Below are 16,322 nucleotides of genomic sequence, written 5' to 3'. Positions count from 1 at the left end.
GGGGGGAGAAGGCTCGGGGTTCAGGAACGGACTTCGAGCAGCGGTACGAGCTGTTCGACGGGCGTCATGGAACCGTGCAGGCCGACCATCTTCGACTCGTTGGGCTCGGTCTCCGTGGCGACGATCGCGATGTCGTCGCGGGCGGCGGCGACGACGTCCCCGATCCGTCCGTACACCCGGTCGTCGACGCCCGCGCCGGGCGGGCCGAACCAGCCGGCCTCGATCGCCTCGTCGCGTCCGGCGACCCACATCTGCTCGCCGAGGACCTCGCGCCACACGGCCAGCACGTCGTCGGCCGCGCCCGGCACGGCGTAGACGTGGCGGGCGCGGGCCTCGCCGCCCAGCAGGGCCACTCCCGCGCGCAGCTCCCAGTCCTCGTCGAAGTCGATGCGCGACTCCGGGTCGAAGGGGATGTCGATCATGCCGTGGTCGGCGGTGACGTAGAGCGCGGAGCGCGGCGGCAGCTGCTCGGCCAGGCGCTGGGCGAGCAGGTCCACGTACATCAACTGGCCGCGCCACTCCTCGGAGTCGACGCCGAAGCGGTGCCCCTTGCCGTCCACCTCGCTGTAGTAGGTGTAGACCAGCGAGCGGTCGGCGGCGGCGAGCCGGTCGGCGGCGAAGTCCATCCGCTCCTCGCCGGAGAGACGGCCGTGGAAGGTGCCGCCGCTCAGGGCGATCTTCGTGAGCGGGGTGTGCTCGAAGTCGGGCGCCGAGACCTGGCAGGTGGCGATCCCGGCGGCGTCCGCGAGCTGGAAGACGGTGGGGTACGGCTGCCAGGCGTGCGGGTCGGTCCAGGGACGCCAGCGCAGCTGGTTCATCAGCTCGCCGGTGGCCGGGTCGGCGACGGTGTAGCCGGGCAGGCCGTGCGCGCCGGGCGGCAGGCCGGTGCCCACCGAGGCGAGGGAGGTCGCGGTGGTGGACGGGAAGCCGGCGGTCATGGGCTCGCCGGTGCCGTTCATGGAGGTGTGCAGCAGCGAGTGCAGGAACGGCGCCTCGGCGGGGTGGGCGCGCAGCAGCTCCCAGCCCAGGCCGTCGATGAGGAAGACGCAGACCCGGTCGGCGGGCTCCAGCGCCAGGCCGCCGGCCATCCCGGGTACGCCCAGGCCCGCCGCGACGGTGGGCAGCAGGTCGGCGAGCGAGCCGGTGCCGTAGCGGGGCAGCGGGGCGTGGCGGGGGTCGAGCAGGGCCGGCTCGTGCCAGGGGTCGCCCGCGACGGTCGGGTAGGACATCAGCGGGTGGTCGCCGCGGTGGCCTCGGAGAGTGCCTGGGCGAAGGCGAGGGTCTGGCGGACGGTGTCCGGGCCGTCGCCCGCCTCGCTGACCCGCAGGCTCAGGTCGTCGGCCGTGGAGGAGCCGGTGTAGCCGTGGTCGGCGTCGCAGTTGGGGTCGCCGCAGGCGGCGGGCTCCAGGTCGATGCGGGAGACCGCGCCCCAGCCGATGGTCAGCACGACCTCGCGGGGCAGGGTGCCCGGGGTGTACGCCTCGGGGTTGGCCACGACGCGGCTGAGCACGACCGAGGAGATGCGCTCGAGCTTGACCGACTCGGTGGAGGTGGTGGCGTACGGGGAGGGCGACGTGCCGTCGGCGGCCTGCTCGTCGGTGTGGCTGACGATGAATCGGGTACCGGTCAGGACGAGCACCGTGACGTGGCGGCGGACCTCGTTGGAGTCGAAGGTCGTCTCCTGGTGGACCAGGTACGACACGACCGGCTCCCCGCCCACGGCGGCCTCCACCGCCTCGGCCACGAGAGCCGGGTAATAGCCGCTGCGCTCGATAGCTGCGCGCAGCCCCTGGGTCGTCGTACCGGTCTTCGCCATACGTCCCATCCTACGGGGCGTACGGGGCCCGGCTGCCGGGGCCCGTCCCGGCGGGAGCCGGCGGACCGGGTCCGCCGGCTCAGTAGGACGGCAGGCTGCGCGGGCCCAGGTCGGTGCGGGCGGGCGGCGGGGCCAGGCGTATGGACGCACCGAGCACATGAACACCGTGCGGCGCGACGATCACGGGCTCGAGGTCGGCGCCCACGACCTCGGGGTGATCGTCGACGAGCCGCGACACGCGCAGCAGCAGTTCCTCCAGGGCCGGGGTGTCGACGGGCGTGGAGCCGCGCCAGCCGAACAGCAGGGGTGCGGTGCGGATCGAGCGGATGAGCTCGGCGGCGTCCCGGTCGGTGGCCGGGACGAGGCGGTGGGCGGTGTCGCCGAGGAGCAGGAAGGGGGCGCCGGCCAGCCCGAAGGAGAGCACGGCTCCGGCCGCCGGGTCGATGGCGGCCCGTACGACGGTGTCGACGCCGCGCGGCGCCATGGACTGCACGACGAGCCGCAGCTCGCGCGGGCTGCCGAGCAGGTCGCTCAACTCGGTGTAGGCCCGGCGCAGTTCCGCCTCGCCGCCGAGGTCGAGGCGGACGCCCCCGAGGTCGGCGCGGTGGCGCAGGTGGGGTGCGGTGGGCTTGAGCGCCACGGGGTAGCCCAGCCGCTGTGCCGCGTGGACGGCGCTGTCGGGGTCGGGGGCGGGCAGCGCGGGCAGGACGGCGATGCCGTAGCGGGCGAGCAGGCGCTGGGTGTCGGCGGCGGACAGCGTCACGGCGCGCGGCCCCTTGGCGTCGTGGGCCTCGAGCAGGACGTCGATGTCGGCGGCGGACAGCGTCACGGCGCGCGGCCCCTTGGCGTCGTGGGCCTCGAGCAGGACGTCGATGTCGGCGGCGGCTCCGGTCTCGTCGATGTCCTCGTACTCGGGGACACGTCCCGGGGTGGCGGCCTGGCGGCGCCATCGCGCGTACCGCACGGCTTCGGCGAGCGCCCGTACGGCCCGTTCGGCGGCGGGGTAGGCGGGGATGCGGACGGCGGGCGCGGGGCCCTCGCGCGTGCCGTCGTCCGCGGTGGGCGCGGGCGGCGCCGCGAGGGCTTCGGCGAGGCCGGGGGTCTCCAGGTGGACGACGGCGACGGGCTTGGCGGCGGCGTCCGGCGCGGCCCGGTCGACGGCCTCGCGCAGGGCGCCCGCGAGGTCGGCGGCGGAGGGGTCGCCGACCCAGGGGATGGTGGTGACGACGACGGCGTCGCAGGCGCGGTCGGCCAGGGCCTCGGCCAGGGCGGTGCGGAAGTCGGCGGGGGCGGCGGCCGTGGTCAGGTCGCGGGGCAGCAGCGGGCGCAGGCCCTCGGTGAGGCAGGCGTCGTAGGTCAGCAGGGACAGCGACTGGGAATTGCCGAGGATGGCCACGCGGGGGCCGGGGGGCAGCGGCTGGGAGGCGAGGAGCAGCCCGGTGTCGGCCAGCTCGGTGACCGTGTCGACGCGGATGACGCCGGCCTGCCGCAGCAGGTCGGAGACGGTGGCGTCGGGGATGCGGGTGGTGCGCACGGCGTGCCCGGCGGGGGCGGCGGCGCCGTGCCGGGCGCCCTTGACCACGACGAGCGGCTTGCGGGCGGAGGTGCGCCGGGCCAGGCGGGCGAACTTGCGCGGGTTGCCGATCGACTCCAGGTACATCAGGGCGACGTCGGTGTCGGGGTCGTCGTGCCAGTACTGGAGGAAGTCGTTGCCGGAGAGGTCGGCGCGGTTGCCGGCGGAGACGAAGGTGGAGATGCCCACCAGCCCGGCGGCGCGCCGGTGGAGTCCGGAGAGCAGGGCGATGCCGATGGCGCCGGACTGGCTGAACAGCCCGACGCGTCCTGCGGCGGGCAGCTCGGGTGCGAGGGAGGCGTTGAGCCGAACGCCGTCGGCGGTGTTGATGAGGCCGAAGGAGTTGGGGCCGATGACGCGCATGCCGTGGGAGCGGGCCTGGCGGACGAGCTCGCGCTGGCGGTCGCGGCCGGCGGGGCTGCTCTCGGCGTATCCGGCGGACAGCACGACGAGCCCCTGGACGCCGTGCTCGCCGCAGTCGGCGACGACCGCGGGCACGTGCTCGGCGGGCACGGCGATGACGGCGAGGTCGACGGGTTCACCGATGCCGAGGACGGACCGGTGGGCGGGGACGCCTTCGGGCCGCAGGACCGAAAGGTCCTCGGGAAAGGCCTTGTTGACGGCGTGGACGCGCCCGGTGAAGCCGCCGGCCAGCAGGTTGCGCAGGACGGTGCGGCCCACGCCGCCGGGTTCGCGGCCGGTGCCGACGACGGCGACGGAGCCGGGGGCGAGCAGGCGCTGGACGGAGCGGGCCTCGGCGAGCCGCTCGCGGGCGCGCTGGACGGCCAGGGATCTGTCGGTGGGCTCGAGGTCGAACTCCAGGCGGACGACGCCGTCCTCGAAGCTGCGCTTCTGGGTGTAGCCCGCGTCCGTGAAGACCTTGATCATCTTGGTGTTGGCGGGCAGCACCTCGGCGGCGAAGCGCCTGATGGAGCGCTCGCGGGCGACGGCCGCGATGTGCTCGAGGAGCGCGGAGGCGACGCCGCGGCCCTGGTGGGCGTCCTGGACCAGGAAGGCGACCTCGGCCTCGTCCGCCGGGGCGGAGGACGGCATGCCGTGGCTGTCGATGCGGTCGTAGCGGACGGTGGCGATGAACTCGCCGCCGACGGTGGCCGCCAGGCCCACCCGGTCGACGTAGTCGTGGTGGGTGAAGCGGTGCACGTCCCGGTCGGACAGGCGCGGGTAGGGCGCGAAGAAGCGGTAGTACTTGGACTCGTCCGAGACCTGCTCGTAGAAGCTGACCAGCCGCTGGGCGTCGTCGGGGGTGATGGGGCGGATCCGCGCGGTGCCGCCGTCGCGCAGTACGACATCGGCTTCCCAGTGGGCCGGGTACGCGTGCGGTGGCGGCGTGTGCATGGGGCCAGCGTAAGGCCGGGCACCGACAGCCGGAGGCGGCGAGTGGCCCCGGGGGCAGGGCCGGACGGCCCTGACGCGGGCGGGCGCACGGGGCACCGCGCACCCCGTGCGACAATGGTCTAGACAACCAATATCGACTTGAAGGGCAACACCATGGTTGAGCGCCGCGTAAACGTCGGCTGGGCCGAGGGCCTGCACGCCCGGCCCGCGTCGATCTTCGTCCGTGCGGCGACCGCCGCCGGCGTCCCCGTGACGATCGCGAAGGCGGACGGCAACCCCGTCAACGCCGCCTCCATGCTGGCCGTGCTGGGCCTGGGCGCCCAGGGCGGCGAGGAGATCGTGCTCGCCACGGAGGCCGAGGGCGCCGAGGCCGCGCTCGACCGTCTGGCCAAGCTGGTCGCCGAGGGGCTCGAGGAGCTCCCGGAGACCGTCTGATCCACCGGAGCCCTCCGGTCCGCCGCCGCGCGGCGGACATGCGACGGGGCCGCGGCGCCGACCGGGCGCAACCGCGGCCCCGTTGTCGTACCCGGCGGCCGTCAATGCCCGGGGCCGACGTCCGTTATTTGCACGCCGTACGCGGCGCGTGCCTGCCGCACCGCGTACGGCGCCGGGGCCGGGGACCGCCACCAATTCCCGGCCGCTATTCCTCCATGAATAGCGGCGGGTTGTTAAGAACGCGCGCCCGCCGTGTTTACGGATTGTTTCGGCGGGCGCACCCGCTGGGGCGCGGGCGGGCGGCGCAGCCGGAATTCGCCGGGCCACCGCTCGGCGCGCGCGGCGGCGAGCGCGCGGGCCCGCTCGGCGTCACCGCGGGCCACCGCGTCCACGAGCGCCCCGCAGGCCTCCCAGGCCTCCAGCGGCCGGGCGGGCGGCTCGGCCAGGTAGACCCAGGCGATCTTGCGGCGCAGCTGGGTGAGCAGGGCGGCCAGGCTGGGGCTGCCGGAGGCCTGGGCCAGGGTCTCGTCGAACCACTCGCCCAGCGGCCGCAGCTCGGCCGTGCGGCCCGCACGGGCCCGCTCCTGGCCGAGGCGGACCAGGCCGCGCAGGACCTTCAGATGCGCCTCGCCGCGCCGTTGCGCGGCGCGGGCGGCGCCCAGCGGCTCGAGCAGGGCGCGGACGTCCAGGAGATCCGCCGCCTCCTGCTCGGTGGGCTCGGCGACACAGGCCCCGGCGTGCCGGCGGGTGGTGACGAACCCCTCGGAGGCGAGGGTGCGCAGCGCCTCGCGCACCGGCACCCGGGAGACCCCGTAGCGGCGGGCGAGGAGTTCTTCGATGAGCCGGCTGCCGGGCGGGAAAGCGCCCGAGACGATGTCGTCGCGGATCGCCGTGCACACGGCGTGCGCGGAAATGCGGCGGCCCTCGTGCGCCGCTTCACCACCGCCGTTCACGTACGGCCCCGCATGGCTGTACCTCCGCCTAAGGCTTAATCCTCCGCGATTCGCGGTCGATTGACATCCGTTCAGCGACTCTATTGCAATCCCCCGCGATTTCCGATGGTGCCGGGGAATCATGGATATTTTTTGGCCAACGCGAAGGCCCCGGCCGGGGGCCGGGGCCTTGACGGAAGCCGCGCCGATCGCTCGGCGGGTGTCACATGTTGACGCCGTGCGCGCTCAGGTAGGCGACGGGGTCGATGTCGGAGCCGTAGGTGGCACCCGTGCGGGCCTCGAAGTGCAGGTGCGGGCCGGTGACGTTGCCCGTGGCGCCGGACAGGCCGATCTGCTGGCCCGGGGCGACCGTCTGGCCGACGGAGACGTCCAGCGAGGACAGGTGGGCGTACTGGGTGTAGGTGCCGTCGTTGTGCTTGATGACGACGTTGTTGCCGTACGCGCCGCCCCAGCCGGCCTCGACGATGGTGCCGGCGCCCACGGCCTGGACGGAGGTGCCCGTCGCGGCGTGGATGTCGATGCCGGTGTGGCTGCCGGAGGACCACAGGCCGCTGGAGGCCTTGTAGGAGGTGGAGACGTAGGAGCCGTCGATGGGGCTCACGAAGGTGTTGAGGCGCTTGCGCTCCTCGTCGCGGGCCGCGCGCTCCTTGGCCTCGCGCTCCTCCTTGAGCTTGCGCTCGGCCTCCGCGTGGCGCTCCTTGGCCTCGGCCGCCTTCTGCTTGGCGGTCTCCTCGGCCTGCAGACGGGCCGAGGCCTCGTCGGCGGCGCTGCGCTGGGTCTCGGCCTGGGCGTCGACGTTCTCGGCCATGACGTCGCCGATGACGACGGCCTGGGTCAGTCCGGTGTCCTCGGGACCGCGGGAGTCGTCCCCGGCGGCGAAGGCCGGAGCGGCGACGCCGGCGACCACGCCGGCGGCGGTCAGGGTGGCTATGCCCGCCACATTGGCGCTGACGCGTGCGGCTCGGCTCGGACGACGGTGCTTACCCATGGCTGGGCGATCCTTTCCTTCCTTCTCGCCTACCGGGTTAGCTGACGGGTTCGGAGCAGGAAGGTCTCCTACGGCTCCCTCGTGAAAGGGAACCGATTCACCCCAGGGACGTTTGGGTCCCCGGCTCCCCTCGGCTCGCGCCTCGGGAACTCGGCGATGGCTGCCCGGGACCGCGGTTGCGGCTCCGATCTGACGGACTGCCGCCCTGACGCTAATCGGCGTCAGATTCGAACGGCAAACAGAACCGGGCTTTTATGACGTACGCCACACGACCAACATGCAACCACTGCGCGAAATCGGGCATAAAGGCGGCGCGTGGGCCTCGCCGGGCCCACGCGCCACGCTTGTCCCGCAATGTCCGCCGCAGGTCGGCGGCGGACCAGGGGGATTGAGCCCCTGTCAGGCCGGGACGACCGTCACCTCGCCGATGCCCAGCGCCTTGACGGGCTCGGTGATCTCGGACGCGTCGCCGACGAGCACGGCGACCAGACGGTCGGCCGGGAAGGCGCTCACGACCGCCGCGGTGGCCTCCACGGTGCCCGTCTCCGCGAGGCGTTCGTACAGCCGCGCCTGGAAGTCGTCCGGCAGGTGCTGCTCGACCTGGTCGGCGAGCGTGCCGGCGACGGCGGCCGCCGTCTCGTACTTCAGCGGCGCGACGCCGACCAGGTTCTGCACGGCGACGTCGCGCTCGGCCTCGGTCAGCCCCTCGGCCGCGAGGGTGCGCAGCACCGCCCACAGGTCCTCGAGGGCCGGGCCGGTGTTGGCGGTGTCCACGGAACCGCTGATGGCCAGCAGGGCGGTGCCGGTGCCGTCGGGGGCCGAGCGCAGCACCTGGCCGAAGGAGCGGACGCCGTAGGTGTAGCCCTTCTCCTCGCGCAGGACGCGGTCCAGGCGGGAGGTGAGGGTGCCGCCGAGGCAGTAGGTGCCGAGCACCTGGGCGGGCCAGACGCTGTCGTGCCGGTCGGGGCCCACCCGGCCCAGCAGAAGCTGGGTCTGGACCGCGCCGGGGCGGTCCACGATCACCACGCGGCCGGCGTCGTCGGCGGTGACCGGCGGCACGGGCCGGGGCTCGGCGGGAGCGCCGGTCCAGGCGCCCAGGGACTCGGCGAGGGCCTGGTCGAGGTCGATGCCGGTGAAGTCGCCGACGACCACGGCCGTGGCGGTGGCCGGGCGGACGTGGGCCTCGTAGAAGGCGCGCACGGAGGCGGCGTCGATGCGCTCGACGGTCTCCTGGCTGCCCTGGCGGGGCCGCGACATCCGGGATCCGGCGGGGAAGAGCTCGGCGGACAGCGCCATGGCCGCCCGGCGGGCGGGGTTGGCGAGCTCGTGCGGGATCTCGTCCAGGCGGTTGCCCACCAGGCGCTCGACCTCGTTGTCGGGGAAGGCCGGGGCGCGCAGGGCGTCGGCCAGCAGGCCGAGGGCCTTGGCCAGCCGGGAGGCGGGGACCTCCAGGGAGAGGCGCACGCCCGGGTGGTCGGCGTGGGCGTCGAGGGTGGCCCCGCAGCGCTCGAGCTCCGCGGTGAAGTCCTCGGCGCTGAGCTTGTCGGTGCCCTCGGAGAAGGCGCGGGCCATGATCGTGGACACGCCGTCGAGGCCCTCGGGCTCGGCGTCCAGGGGCGCGTCGAGGCAGATCTCGACGGCGACGACCTGCTGGCCGGGGCGGTGGCAGCGCAGCACGGTCAGCCCGTTGGGCAGCCGGTCGCGCAGGGGGGCCGGGAAGGCCCAGGGGGTGGCCTGTCCCGCCTTGGGCTGGGGGTGGAACACCATCGACGGGCCGGCGGTCTGCGTGGTGCTCGCGGCAGCGGCGTCGCTCACTGAGCCGTCTCCTCTTCCTGGTTCTCGCCGGCTTCGGCGTCAGCGTCGGTCTGCGGGGCGGTCGGCTCGTACACCAGCACCGCGCGGTTGTCGGGGTGCAGCCGGGCCTTGGCGACCTCCTGCACCTCCTCGGGGGTGATGTCCAGCACCCGCTGCACGGCGGTCAGCGCCAGCTGCGGGTCGCCGAAGAGCACCGCGAAGCGGCACAGCTCGTCGGCCCGGCCGCTGACGGTGGCGAGCCGGTCCAGCCACTCGCGCTCGAGCTGGGCCTGGGCGCGCTCCATCTCCTGCGGGGTGGGGCCCTCGACGGCGAAGCGGGCGAGCTCCTCGTCGACGGCGGCCTCGATCGCCTCCACCTCGAAGCCGCCGGACGCCTTGACGTCCAGCCAGCCGAGGGAGGGCGCGCCGGCCAGGCGCAGCAGGCCGAAGCCGGCGGCGACGGCGGAGCGGTCGTGGCGCACCAGGCGGTTGTGCAGGCGGGAGGACTCGCCGCCGCCGAGGACGGTCAGGGCCAGGTCGGCGGCGTCGGCCTCGCGGGTGCCGTCGTTCGGCAGGCGGTAGGCGGCCATCAGGGCGCGGGAGGGCACCTCCTCGCGGACGACCTCGCGCAGCTCCCCGCCGATGGTGTCGGGCAGGGAGCCGTCGCGCGGGGGCTGCTTGCCGTCGTGGGCGGGGATGGAGCCGAAGTACTTCTCGATCCAGGCGAGCGTCTGCTCGGGGTCGATGTCGCCGACGACCGCGAGGACGGCGTTGCCGGGCGCGTAGTACGTGCGGAAGAAGGCGCGCGCGTCCTCCAGGGAGGCGGCGTCCAGGTCGGCCATCGAGCCGATCGGGGTGTGGTGGTAGGGGTGGCCGTCGGGGTAGGCCATCGCCGTCAGCTTCTCGAAGGCGGTGCCGTAGGGCACGTTGTCGTAGCGCTGGCGGCGCTCGTTCTTGACGACGTCGCGCTGGTTCTCCATCGACTCGTCGTCGAGGGCGGTCAGCAGCGAGCCCATCCGGTCGGCCTCGAGCCACAGGGCCAGCTCGACCTGGTGGGCGGGCATGGTCTCGAAGTAGTTGGTGCGCTCGAAGCTGGTGGTGCCGTTGAGCGAACCGCCGGCGCCCTGCACCAGCTCGAAGTGGCCGTTGCCCTTGACCTGGGCCGAGCCCTGGAACATCAGGTGCTCGAAGAGGTGGGCGAGGCCGGTGCGGCCCTTGACCTCGTGGCGCGAGCCGACGTCGTACCAGAGGCAGACCGCGGCCACCGGCGTGAGGTGGTCCTCGGAGAGGACCACCCGCAGGCCGTTGGCCAGGCGGTGCTCGGTCGCTGTCAGACCGCCGGAGGCGGCCTGTTGCGTGGCCGTGTGACCCATGGGCATGTACGTCCCTTCGATCTCTTTAAGATCCCGCGGTGCCTCGCGACGACTCGCGTGATGAACAGTGCTGTCACTGTATGCAAGCGCGCTGACATCCGGAGAAGTTCCCCGGCCCGCGCACCCTTCCCGGACGGGTCGCGGTCGGGGTTGTCAGTGGAGCGGTCCACAATGGTCGGCGTCAGTCCCGCCTCGGCAATCGATCGAAGGAGCAGCAGCCGCGATGGCCCGCCGCAGCACGAAGACCCCGCCGCCGGAAGACTTCGAGGAGCGCATCCTCGACATCGACGTCGTCGACGAGATGCAGGGCTCCTTCCTCGAGTACGCCTACTCGGTCATCTACTCCCGCGCCCTGCCCGACGCCCGGGACGGCCTCAAGCCGGTCCACCGCCGCATCCTGTTCCAGATGAACGAGATGGGGCTGCGCCCCGAGCGCTCGTACGTCAAGTGCGCCCGCGTCGTCGGCGAGGTGATGGGCAAGCTCCACCCGCACGGCGACGCCTCGATCTACGACGCCCTGGTGCGCATGGCGCAGCCGTTCTCGATGCGGCTGCCGCTGGTCGACGGCCACGGCAACTTCGGCTCGCTGGGCAACGACGACCCGCCCGCGGCGATGCGCTACACCGAGGCCCGGATGGCGTCGGCGACCTCGCTGATGACCGAGTCGATCGACGAGGACACGGTCGATTTCGCGCCGAACTACGACGGCAGCGAGCAGGAGCCGGTCGCGCTTCCCGCCGCCTACCCGAACCTGCTGGTCAACGGCGCTTCCGGGATCGCGGTCGGCATGGCGACGAACATGCCGCCGCACAACCTGGGCGAGGTCATCGCCGCCGCCCGGCACCTGATCAGGCACCCGGGCGCCGATCTGGACACCCTGATGAAGTACATCCCCGGCCCGGACCTGCCCACGGGCGGCCGGATCGTGGGCCTGAGCGGCGTCCGGGACGCGTACGAGACCGGCCGCGGCACCTTCAAGATCCGCGCCACCGTCTCCGTGGAGAACGTCACCGCCCGCCGCAAGGGCCTGGTCGTCACGGAGCTGCCCTTCACGGTGGGCCCGGAGAAGGTCGTCTCCAAGATCAAGGACCTGGTCGGCTCCAAGAAGCTGCAGGGCATCGCCGATGTGAAGGACCTCACCGACCGCGCCCACGGCCTGCGCCTGGTCATCGAGATCAAGAACGGCTTCAACCCCGAGGCCGTGCTGGAGCAGCTGTACAAGCTCACGCCGATGGAGGAGTCCTTCGGCATCAACAACGTGGCGCTGGTCGACGGGCAGCCGCTCACGCTGGGCCTGAAGGAGCTGCTGGAGGTCTACGTCGACCACCGCTTCGAGGTGGTCCGCCGGCGCAGCGAGTTCCGGCGCGGCAAGCGGCGCGACCGGCTGCACCTGGTCGAGGGTCTGCTGGTGGCGCTCGTCGACATCGACGAGGTCATCCGAATCATTCGATCGAGTGAGAACGCGGCGGAGGCCAAGGCGTCACTCGTGGAGCGGTTCTCGCTCTCCGAGGTGCAGACCCAGTACATCCTCGACACCCCGCTGCGCCGCCTGACGAAGTTCGACCGCATCGAGCTGGAGTCGGAGCGCGACAGGCTGAACTCCGAGATCGCGGACCTGACCCGGATCCTCGAGTCCGACGCGGAGCTGCGCAAGCTGGTCTCCTCGGAACTGGCGGACGTGGCGAAGAAGTTCGGCACCGACCGGCGCACCGTGCTGCTGGAGTCGGCGGGCGTGCCCGCGGCGGCGATGCCGCTGCAGGTCGCGGACGACCCGTGCCGGGTGCTGCTGTCCTCCACGGGCCTGATGGCCCGTACGGCCACGGGCGAGCCGTTCGACGGCGCGGCCGAGACCAAGCGCGTCAAGCACGACGTGATCGTCTCGGCGGTCCCGGCGACGGCCCTGGGCGAGGTGGGCGCGGTGACGTCGGCCGGTCGGCTGCTGCGGCTGCGGGTGATCGACCTGCCGCAGCTGCCGGAGACGGCGGCGGCGCCGAACCTGGCGGGCGGCGCCCCGGTGTCGGAGTTCCTGTCCCTGACGGAGGACGAGCGCGTGGTCTGTCTGACCACGCTCGACGAGTCCTCGCCGGGCCTGGCCATCGGCACGGAGCAGGGCGTCGTCAAGCGCGTGGTCCCCGACTACCCGGCCAACAAGGACGAGCTGGAGGTCATCGCGCTCAAGGACGGCGACCGCATCGTGGGCGCGGTGGAGCTGCGCACGGGCGAGGAGGACCTGGTCTTCATCACCGACGACGCACAGCTGCTGCGCTACCAGGCCGCGCAGGTGCGGCCGCAGGGCCGCCCGGCGGGCGGCATGGCGGGCATCAAGCTGTCGGCCGGTGCCAAGGTCATCTCGTTCACGGCCGTCGATCCCGCCGAGGACGGGGTGGTGTTCACGGTCGCCGGTGCCCGGGGCGGTCTGCCGGGCGCGGCCTCGGAGGCGACGGCCAAGCTCACGCCGTTCGACCAGTACCCGCGCAAGGGCCGGGCGACGGGCGGCGTGCGCTGCCAGCGCTTCCTCAAGGGCGAGGACTGCCTGGTCCTGGCCTGGGCGGGGGCCGGCCCGGCCCTCGCCGCGACGGCCAACGGCACCCCGGCACTCCTGCCGGAGCCCGACCCGCGCCGTGACGGTTCGGGGGCGCCCCTGCCCAAGCCGGTGGCCGTGGTGGCGGGCCCGGTGTAGGTCGGGCCCTCCCCCGGGTCCGCCCCGCAGGGGGCGGGCCCGGCCCGTCGGCTCGCCGGTTCAGGTCTGTCGGTTCAGGTCTGTCGGTTCAGGTCTGCGCGTAGCGCAGGACGCCCCACATGCCGGTGTCGTCGGCTTCTCCCGCGGTGTCCCGGCAGGCCTCGAGCCCCTCGCGCAGGGCACCGGCGTCGATCCCGCTGCCGATCATGACGAGCTGGGTGGCGCGCTTCTCGGAGCGCGCCCACGGCGACGGGTAGAAGCGGAGGAAATCGCCGACCGCGTGCAGCGAGAACTTGTTCCGGTGCCCGCTGACGCCGAAGTGGACGAAGCCCTTGATGCGGTAGAGCCCCCTCGGTCTGGCGTCGAGGAAGTCCATCAGCCGACGCGGGTGCAGGGGGTCCTCGGAGGTGAATTCGACGCTCTCGTAGGCCGCGTGCAGATGGCCGTCGTGGCCGTCGTGCCCGTGGCCGTCGTGCCCGTGCTCGTCCTCCCCCGCACATAGGTCCTCGAAGGACAGCTGCCGGATCGCCTCGTTCCGGTCCTCCCGGGGCTTGCGGTCGAAGAGGAACTCCGGGTCGACCCGCCCGTAGGAGGCGGTGACGACGGGCGTGCCGGGCGCGAGGCCGGCGAGCGTGGCCAGCAGGCTCTCGCGCGCCTCGTCCCCGATACGGTCGGCCTTGTTGAGCACCACGAGGTCGGCGATGCCCACGTGGCGGTCGAGCTCGGGGTGCCGGGCGCGGGTGGCCGAGAACTCCGCCGCGTCGATCACCTCGACCAGCCCGCCGTAGACGATGTTCCTGTTCTCGCTGGCCAGGATCATGCGGATGAGTTCCTGGGGCTCGGCCAGTCCGCTGGCCTCGATGACGATGACGTCGATGCGGGCGGCCGGGCGGGCCAGCCGGTCGAGGAAGACGTCCAGCTCGCTGGTGTCCACGGCGCAGCACAGGCAGCCGTTGCCGAGCGAGACCATGGAGTCGACCTGCCCGGCGATGCTCATGGCGTCGATCTCGATGCTGCCGAAGTCGTTGACGACCGCCCCGATCCTGCTGCCCCCGCTCCTGCTCAGCAGGTGGTTGAGCAGGGTCGTCTTGCCGGAACCCAGGAAGCCCGCGAGCACGATGACGGGGATCTGTCGCTTGGCCACGTGGGCGTCTCCTTCGTCTCGTCCGTCTCGTCCGTCCGGTCGCCCGTCCGGTCGTCGACCCGGTGGGTCCATCCGGTCGTATCAATCGACCGGTCAAGTGTCGCACCGGCCTCAGGTCAGGTTAGGCTCACCTATGTGAGCACGTGCGCGACCGCTTCCCGACTGCTGGCCGAGCCGCTGGCCGGCACCGCCGCCCCGGCGCGGACGTGGCTGCTGATCGAGCAACCCGGCCCCTGGGGCGCCGACGCGCTCGCGTCCAGCCACCTCGACCCCGCCGTGGGCAGCGCCCTGGACCTGGCCGCCAAGGACACCGGCGTGCGCGTCCAGCTCATCCGCCGCCCCGGCCGGCACGCCGACTGCCACGAGCCCGCCTCCCAGCGGGTCTTCGTCGCCCACACCGCACCCGGTCGCTCCTGGATCCGCACGACCCGCGTCGACGACCCCGCCGCGCTGCTGGAGCTCGACTTCGCCGCACTCGGGGCGGGTGAGCACGGCGGGCTGTGGGAGGCGTACGAGGGTGATCCCCTGGTCTTCGTCTGCACGAACGGCAAGCGGGACCGCTGCTGCGCGCTGCTGGGCCGCCCGCTGGCCACGGAGCTGGCCGCGGCCGGCACCGAGGTCTGGGAGGTCACCCACATCGGCGGTCACCGCTTTTCGCCGACTCTGTTCGTCCTGCCGTACGGCTACACGTACGGGCGGGCCACCGCACAGGACGTCAAGGAGGCGCTCGAGGCGGCGCGCACCGGCCTGGTCGACACCGCGAACTGCCGGGGCCGCTCGGCCTTCGAACGCCCCGGCCAGGCCGCCGAGCTGGCCGTGCGCGAACTGACCGGCGAGCGGAGCGCGGACGCCCTCGACGTGACCGCGGCCGAGAGCACGGGCTCGCGCTGGACCGTGACCGTCACCCATCGCGACGGGCGCGCCTGGCGGGTCGAGGTCGAGCAGGGCGCGGCGGAGCCGCCGCGCCCGGAGACCTGCGGGATGGTGCCCGGCAGGCCGGGCCGGATGGACGTCGTGGCCGTCCTGCCGGCCGTCCCGTCGGCGGCCTGAGCCGCCGGGCCGACCGCCCCCGGCCGAACCCGTCCGTCAGCGCGCGGCAGCCTTCTCCACGAACTCGGTGGTGTAGGTCTTCTTCAGGTCCACCGAGGCGTTCTTGAGGTTGGGGTTGAAGGACTTGAGGACCTCGTGGACGGTCTTCGGCCCGTCGGCGGGCATCACTCCGTCCTTGGTGAACATCGGCAGCGTGTTCTTGATCGCCTTGATGTAGAGCTCCTTGCCGCCCTGCGCGTAGTCGGCGGGCATCTCGGCCGCGATCTCCTCGGGCGAGTGCTCCGACATCCACTTGAGGGTCTTGACCATGGCGTTGGCGAGCTTCTGGACGGTGTCCTTGTGGCTGTTGACCCAGTCGGTGCTCATGTAGAGGCTCGAGGCGGGGTAGAGCCCGCCGAGCGCGGCCCTGGAGCCCTCGGGGGTGCGCATGTCGACGAGCACCTTGCCCGAGTCCTTGGCGAGGATCTGGGCCACGGTCGGGTCGGTGGTCATGCCGCCGTCGATGGCGCCCTTCTCCAGCGCGGAGATGAAGGTCTGGCCGGCGCCGACGGCCACCGGGGTGAAGTCGCTGACCTTGACGCCGTTCTTCACGGCCAGATACTTCGTCAGGAAGTCGGTGGAGGAGCCGAGTCCGGTCACCCCGAGCTTCTTGCCCTTGAAGTCCTTGGGCGAGGCGATGCCGGCCGCGGCCTGCTTGGAGACGATCTCCACCTCCCCCGGCGTCTGCGCCAGTTGCACCACCGACTGCACGTTCTTGCCCTTGACCTGCAGGTCGAGGGTGTGGTCGTAGAAGCCGACGACGCCCTGGACGTCCCCGGAGACCAGGGAGGTGGTGGCCTGCACACCGGCGGGCTCGGAGAGCAGCTTGACGGTCACCCCCTCGTCCTTGAAGTAGCCCAGTCTCTGGGTGAGCACCGCGGGCAGGTAGATGACCTTGTCCAGGCCGCCGACCATGATCCTCACGGTCTCGCCGGAGGCCGGGCCCTTGGCCGCGGAGCTCTTGCCTCCGGTGGAGGACTCGTCGGCGCAGCCGGAGAGGGCCAGACACATCACCCCCGCGAGGACGGTCGCGGAGGCCTTGGCGAGGGTGCCGAACGTATGCATCATCGGTTCCTTGTGGTCAGTGTCGGTCGGGAACATTGATCGGGTCGGGAACATCG

12 protein-coding genes and 1 riboswitch are annotated in these 16,322 nt (G+C 72.9%); of the genes, 3 read left to right on the top strand and 9 right to left on the bottom strand.

Translation table 11 applies throughout. From position 1 onward, the window contains the following. Positions 1–20 precede the first annotated feature (20 nt). The 3 genes from ACIG36_RS08795 to ACIG36_RS08785 all read right to left on the bottom strand — a co-directional run bounded on the left by ACIG36_RS08795 (position 21) and on the right by ACIG36_RS08785 (position 4,745). Entirely contained in the window at positions 21–1,229 is a 1,209-nt protein-coding gene (locus ACIG36_RS08795; RefSeq protein WP_399924272.1) for an alkaline phosphatase family protein, read from the bottom strand. Further along, on the bottom strand, positions 1,229–1,816 hold the full coding sequence (locus tag ACIG36_RS08790) for a DUF5998 family protein (RefSeq protein ID WP_399924269.1): 588 nt from the start codon (positions 1,814–1,816) through the stop codon (positions 1,229–1,231). The genes ACIG36_RS08795 and ACIG36_RS08790 overlap by 1 nt, the downstream gene beginning before the upstream one ends. A gap of 79 nt (positions 1,817–1,895) precedes the next feature. Then, positions 1,896–4,745 (bottom strand): GNAT family N-acetyltransferase, encoded by a 2,850-nt coding sequence (locus ACIG36_RS08785; RefSeq protein ID WP_399924266.1) that lies wholly within the window; start codon positions 4,743–4,745, stop codon positions 1,896–1,898. A 153-nt stretch (positions 4,746–4,898) separates the two neighbouring features. Here ACIG36_RS08785 and ACIG36_RS08780 point away from each other — a divergent pair, with 153 nt between their 5' ends. Further along, on the top strand, positions 4,899–5,180 hold the full coding sequence (locus ACIG36_RS08780; RefSeq protein WP_225660929.1) for an HPr family phosphocarrier protein: 282 nt from the start codon (positions 4,899–4,901) through the stop codon (positions 5,178–5,180). 233 nt (positions 5,181–5,413) lie between these two features. On the opposite strand, the gene ACIG36_RS08775 is transcribed toward ACIG36_RS08780, so the two are convergent. From ACIG36_RS08775 to ACIG36_RS08760, 4 genes are all read right to left on the bottom strand, one after another. After that, the gene (locus ACIG36_RS08775; RefSeq protein ID WP_399924264.1) at positions 5,414–6,133 is read right to left on the bottom strand and encodes a GntR family transcriptional regulator; all 720 of its coding nucleotides are present in this window, start codon (positions 6,131–6,133) and stop codon (positions 5,414–5,416) included. Between the two features lie 202 nt (positions 6,134–6,335). Continuing rightward, positions 6,336–7,121 carry a M23 family metallopeptidase gene (locus tag ACIG36_RS08770; RefSeq protein WP_399924261.1) on the bottom strand — a complete coding sequence of 262 codons (786 nt, stop codon included), beginning with the start codon at positions 7,119–7,121 and terminating at the stop codon, positions 6,336–6,338. Between the two features lie 11 nt (positions 7,122–7,132). After that, positions 7,133–7,287: riboswitch (cyclic di-AMP (ydaO/yuaA leader) on the bottom strand. Positions 7,288–7,520: 233 nt separating this feature from the next. Then, entirely contained in the window at positions 7,521–8,888 is a 1,368-nt protein-coding gene (locus ACIG36_RS08765; RefSeq protein ID WP_399925373.1) for a M16 family metallopeptidase, read from the bottom strand. 44 nt (positions 8,889–8,932) lie between these two features. Beyond that, complete coding sequence (locus ACIG36_RS08760) at positions 8,933–10,288, bottom strand: M16 family metallopeptidase (RefSeq protein WP_399925371.1); 1,356 nt, start codon at positions 10,286–10,288, stop codon at positions 8,933–8,935. A gap of 223 nt (positions 10,289–10,511) precedes the next feature. Here ACIG36_RS08760 and ACIG36_RS08755 point away from each other — a divergent pair, with 223 nt between their 5' ends. Beyond that, positions 10,512–12,968 (top strand): DNA topoisomerase (ATP-hydrolyzing) subunit A, encoded by a 2,457-nt coding sequence (locus ACIG36_RS08755; RefSeq protein ID WP_399924258.1) that lies wholly within the window; start codon positions 10,512–10,514, stop codon positions 12,966–12,968. Positions 12,969–13,056: 88 nt separating this feature from the next. Here the strand turns inward: ACIG36_RS08755 and ACIG36_RS08750 are convergent, their stop codons facing one another. Further along, positions 13,057–14,112, bottom strand: a complete 1,056-nt coding sequence (locus tag ACIG36_RS08750; protein ID WP_399924256.1) for a CobW family GTP-binding protein — start codon at positions 14,110–14,112, stop codon at positions 13,057–13,059. 135 nt (positions 14,113–14,247) lie between these two features. Here ACIG36_RS08750 and ACIG36_RS08745 point away from each other — a divergent pair, with 135 nt between their 5' ends. Then, positions 14,248–15,162: a sucrase ferredoxin gene (locus tag ACIG36_RS08745; RefSeq protein WP_399924253.1), complete on the top strand. Its 915-nt coding sequence runs from the start codon at positions 14,248–14,250 to the stop codon at positions 15,160–15,162. Positions 15,163–15,198: 36 nt separating this feature from the next. Here the strand turns inward: ACIG36_RS08745 and ACIG36_RS08740 are convergent, their stop codons facing one another. Then, positions 15,199–16,266 carry an ABC transporter substrate-binding protein gene (locus ACIG36_RS08740; RefSeq protein ID WP_399924250.1) on the bottom strand — a complete coding sequence of 356 codons (1,068 nt, stop codon included), beginning with the start codon at positions 16,264–16,266 and terminating at the stop codon, positions 15,199–15,201. Between the last annotated feature and the right edge of the window lie 56 nt (positions 16,267–16,322).

The sequence above is a fragment of the Streptomyces sp. NPDC053048 genome (assembly GCF_044547045.1).
GTDB lineage: Bacteria > Actinomycetota > Actinomycetes > Streptomycetales > Streptomycetaceae > Streptomyces.
This window is presented reverse-complemented; position numbering and strand designations above follow the sequence as displayed.

Excerpts from the sequence above, each read along its gene's own strand:
- ACIG36_RS08795 (WP_399924272.1), bottom strand. The coding sequence starts at position 1,229 with ATGTCCTACCCGACCGTCGCGGGCGACCCCTGGCACGAGCCGGCCCTG.
- ACIG36_RS08790 (WP_399924269.1), bottom strand. The coding sequence starts at position 1,816 with ATGGCGAAGACCGGTACGACGACCCAGGGGCTGCGCGCAGCTATCGAG.
- ACIG36_RS08785 (WP_399924266.1), bottom strand. The coding sequence starts at position 4,745 with ATGCACACGCCGCCACCGCACGCGTACCCGGCCCACTGGGAAGCCGAT.
- ACIG36_RS08780 (WP_225660929.1), top strand. The coding sequence starts at position 4,899 with ATGGTTGAGCGCCGCGTAAACGTCGGCTGGGCCGAGGGCCTGCACGCC.
- ACIG36_RS08770 (WP_399924261.1), bottom strand. The coding sequence starts at position 7,121 with ATGGGTAAGCACCGTCGTCCGAGCCGAGCCGCACGCGTCAGCGCCAAT.
- ACIG36_RS08765 (WP_399925373.1), bottom strand. The coding sequence starts at position 8,888 with ATGGTGTTCCACCCCCAGCCCAAGGCGGGACAGGCCACCCCCTGGGCC.
- ACIG36_RS08760 (WP_399925371.1), bottom strand. The coding sequence starts at position 10,288 with ATGGGTCACACGGCCACGCAACAGGCCGCCTCCGGCGGTCTGACAGCG.
- ACIG36_RS08755 (WP_399924258.1), top strand. The coding sequence starts at position 10,512 with ATGGCCCGCCGCAGCACGAAGACCCCGCCGCCGGAAGACTTCGAGGAG.
- ACIG36_RS08740 (WP_399924250.1), bottom strand. The coding sequence starts at position 16,266 with ATGCATACGTTCGGCACCCTCGCCAAGGCCTCCGCGACCGTCCTCGCG.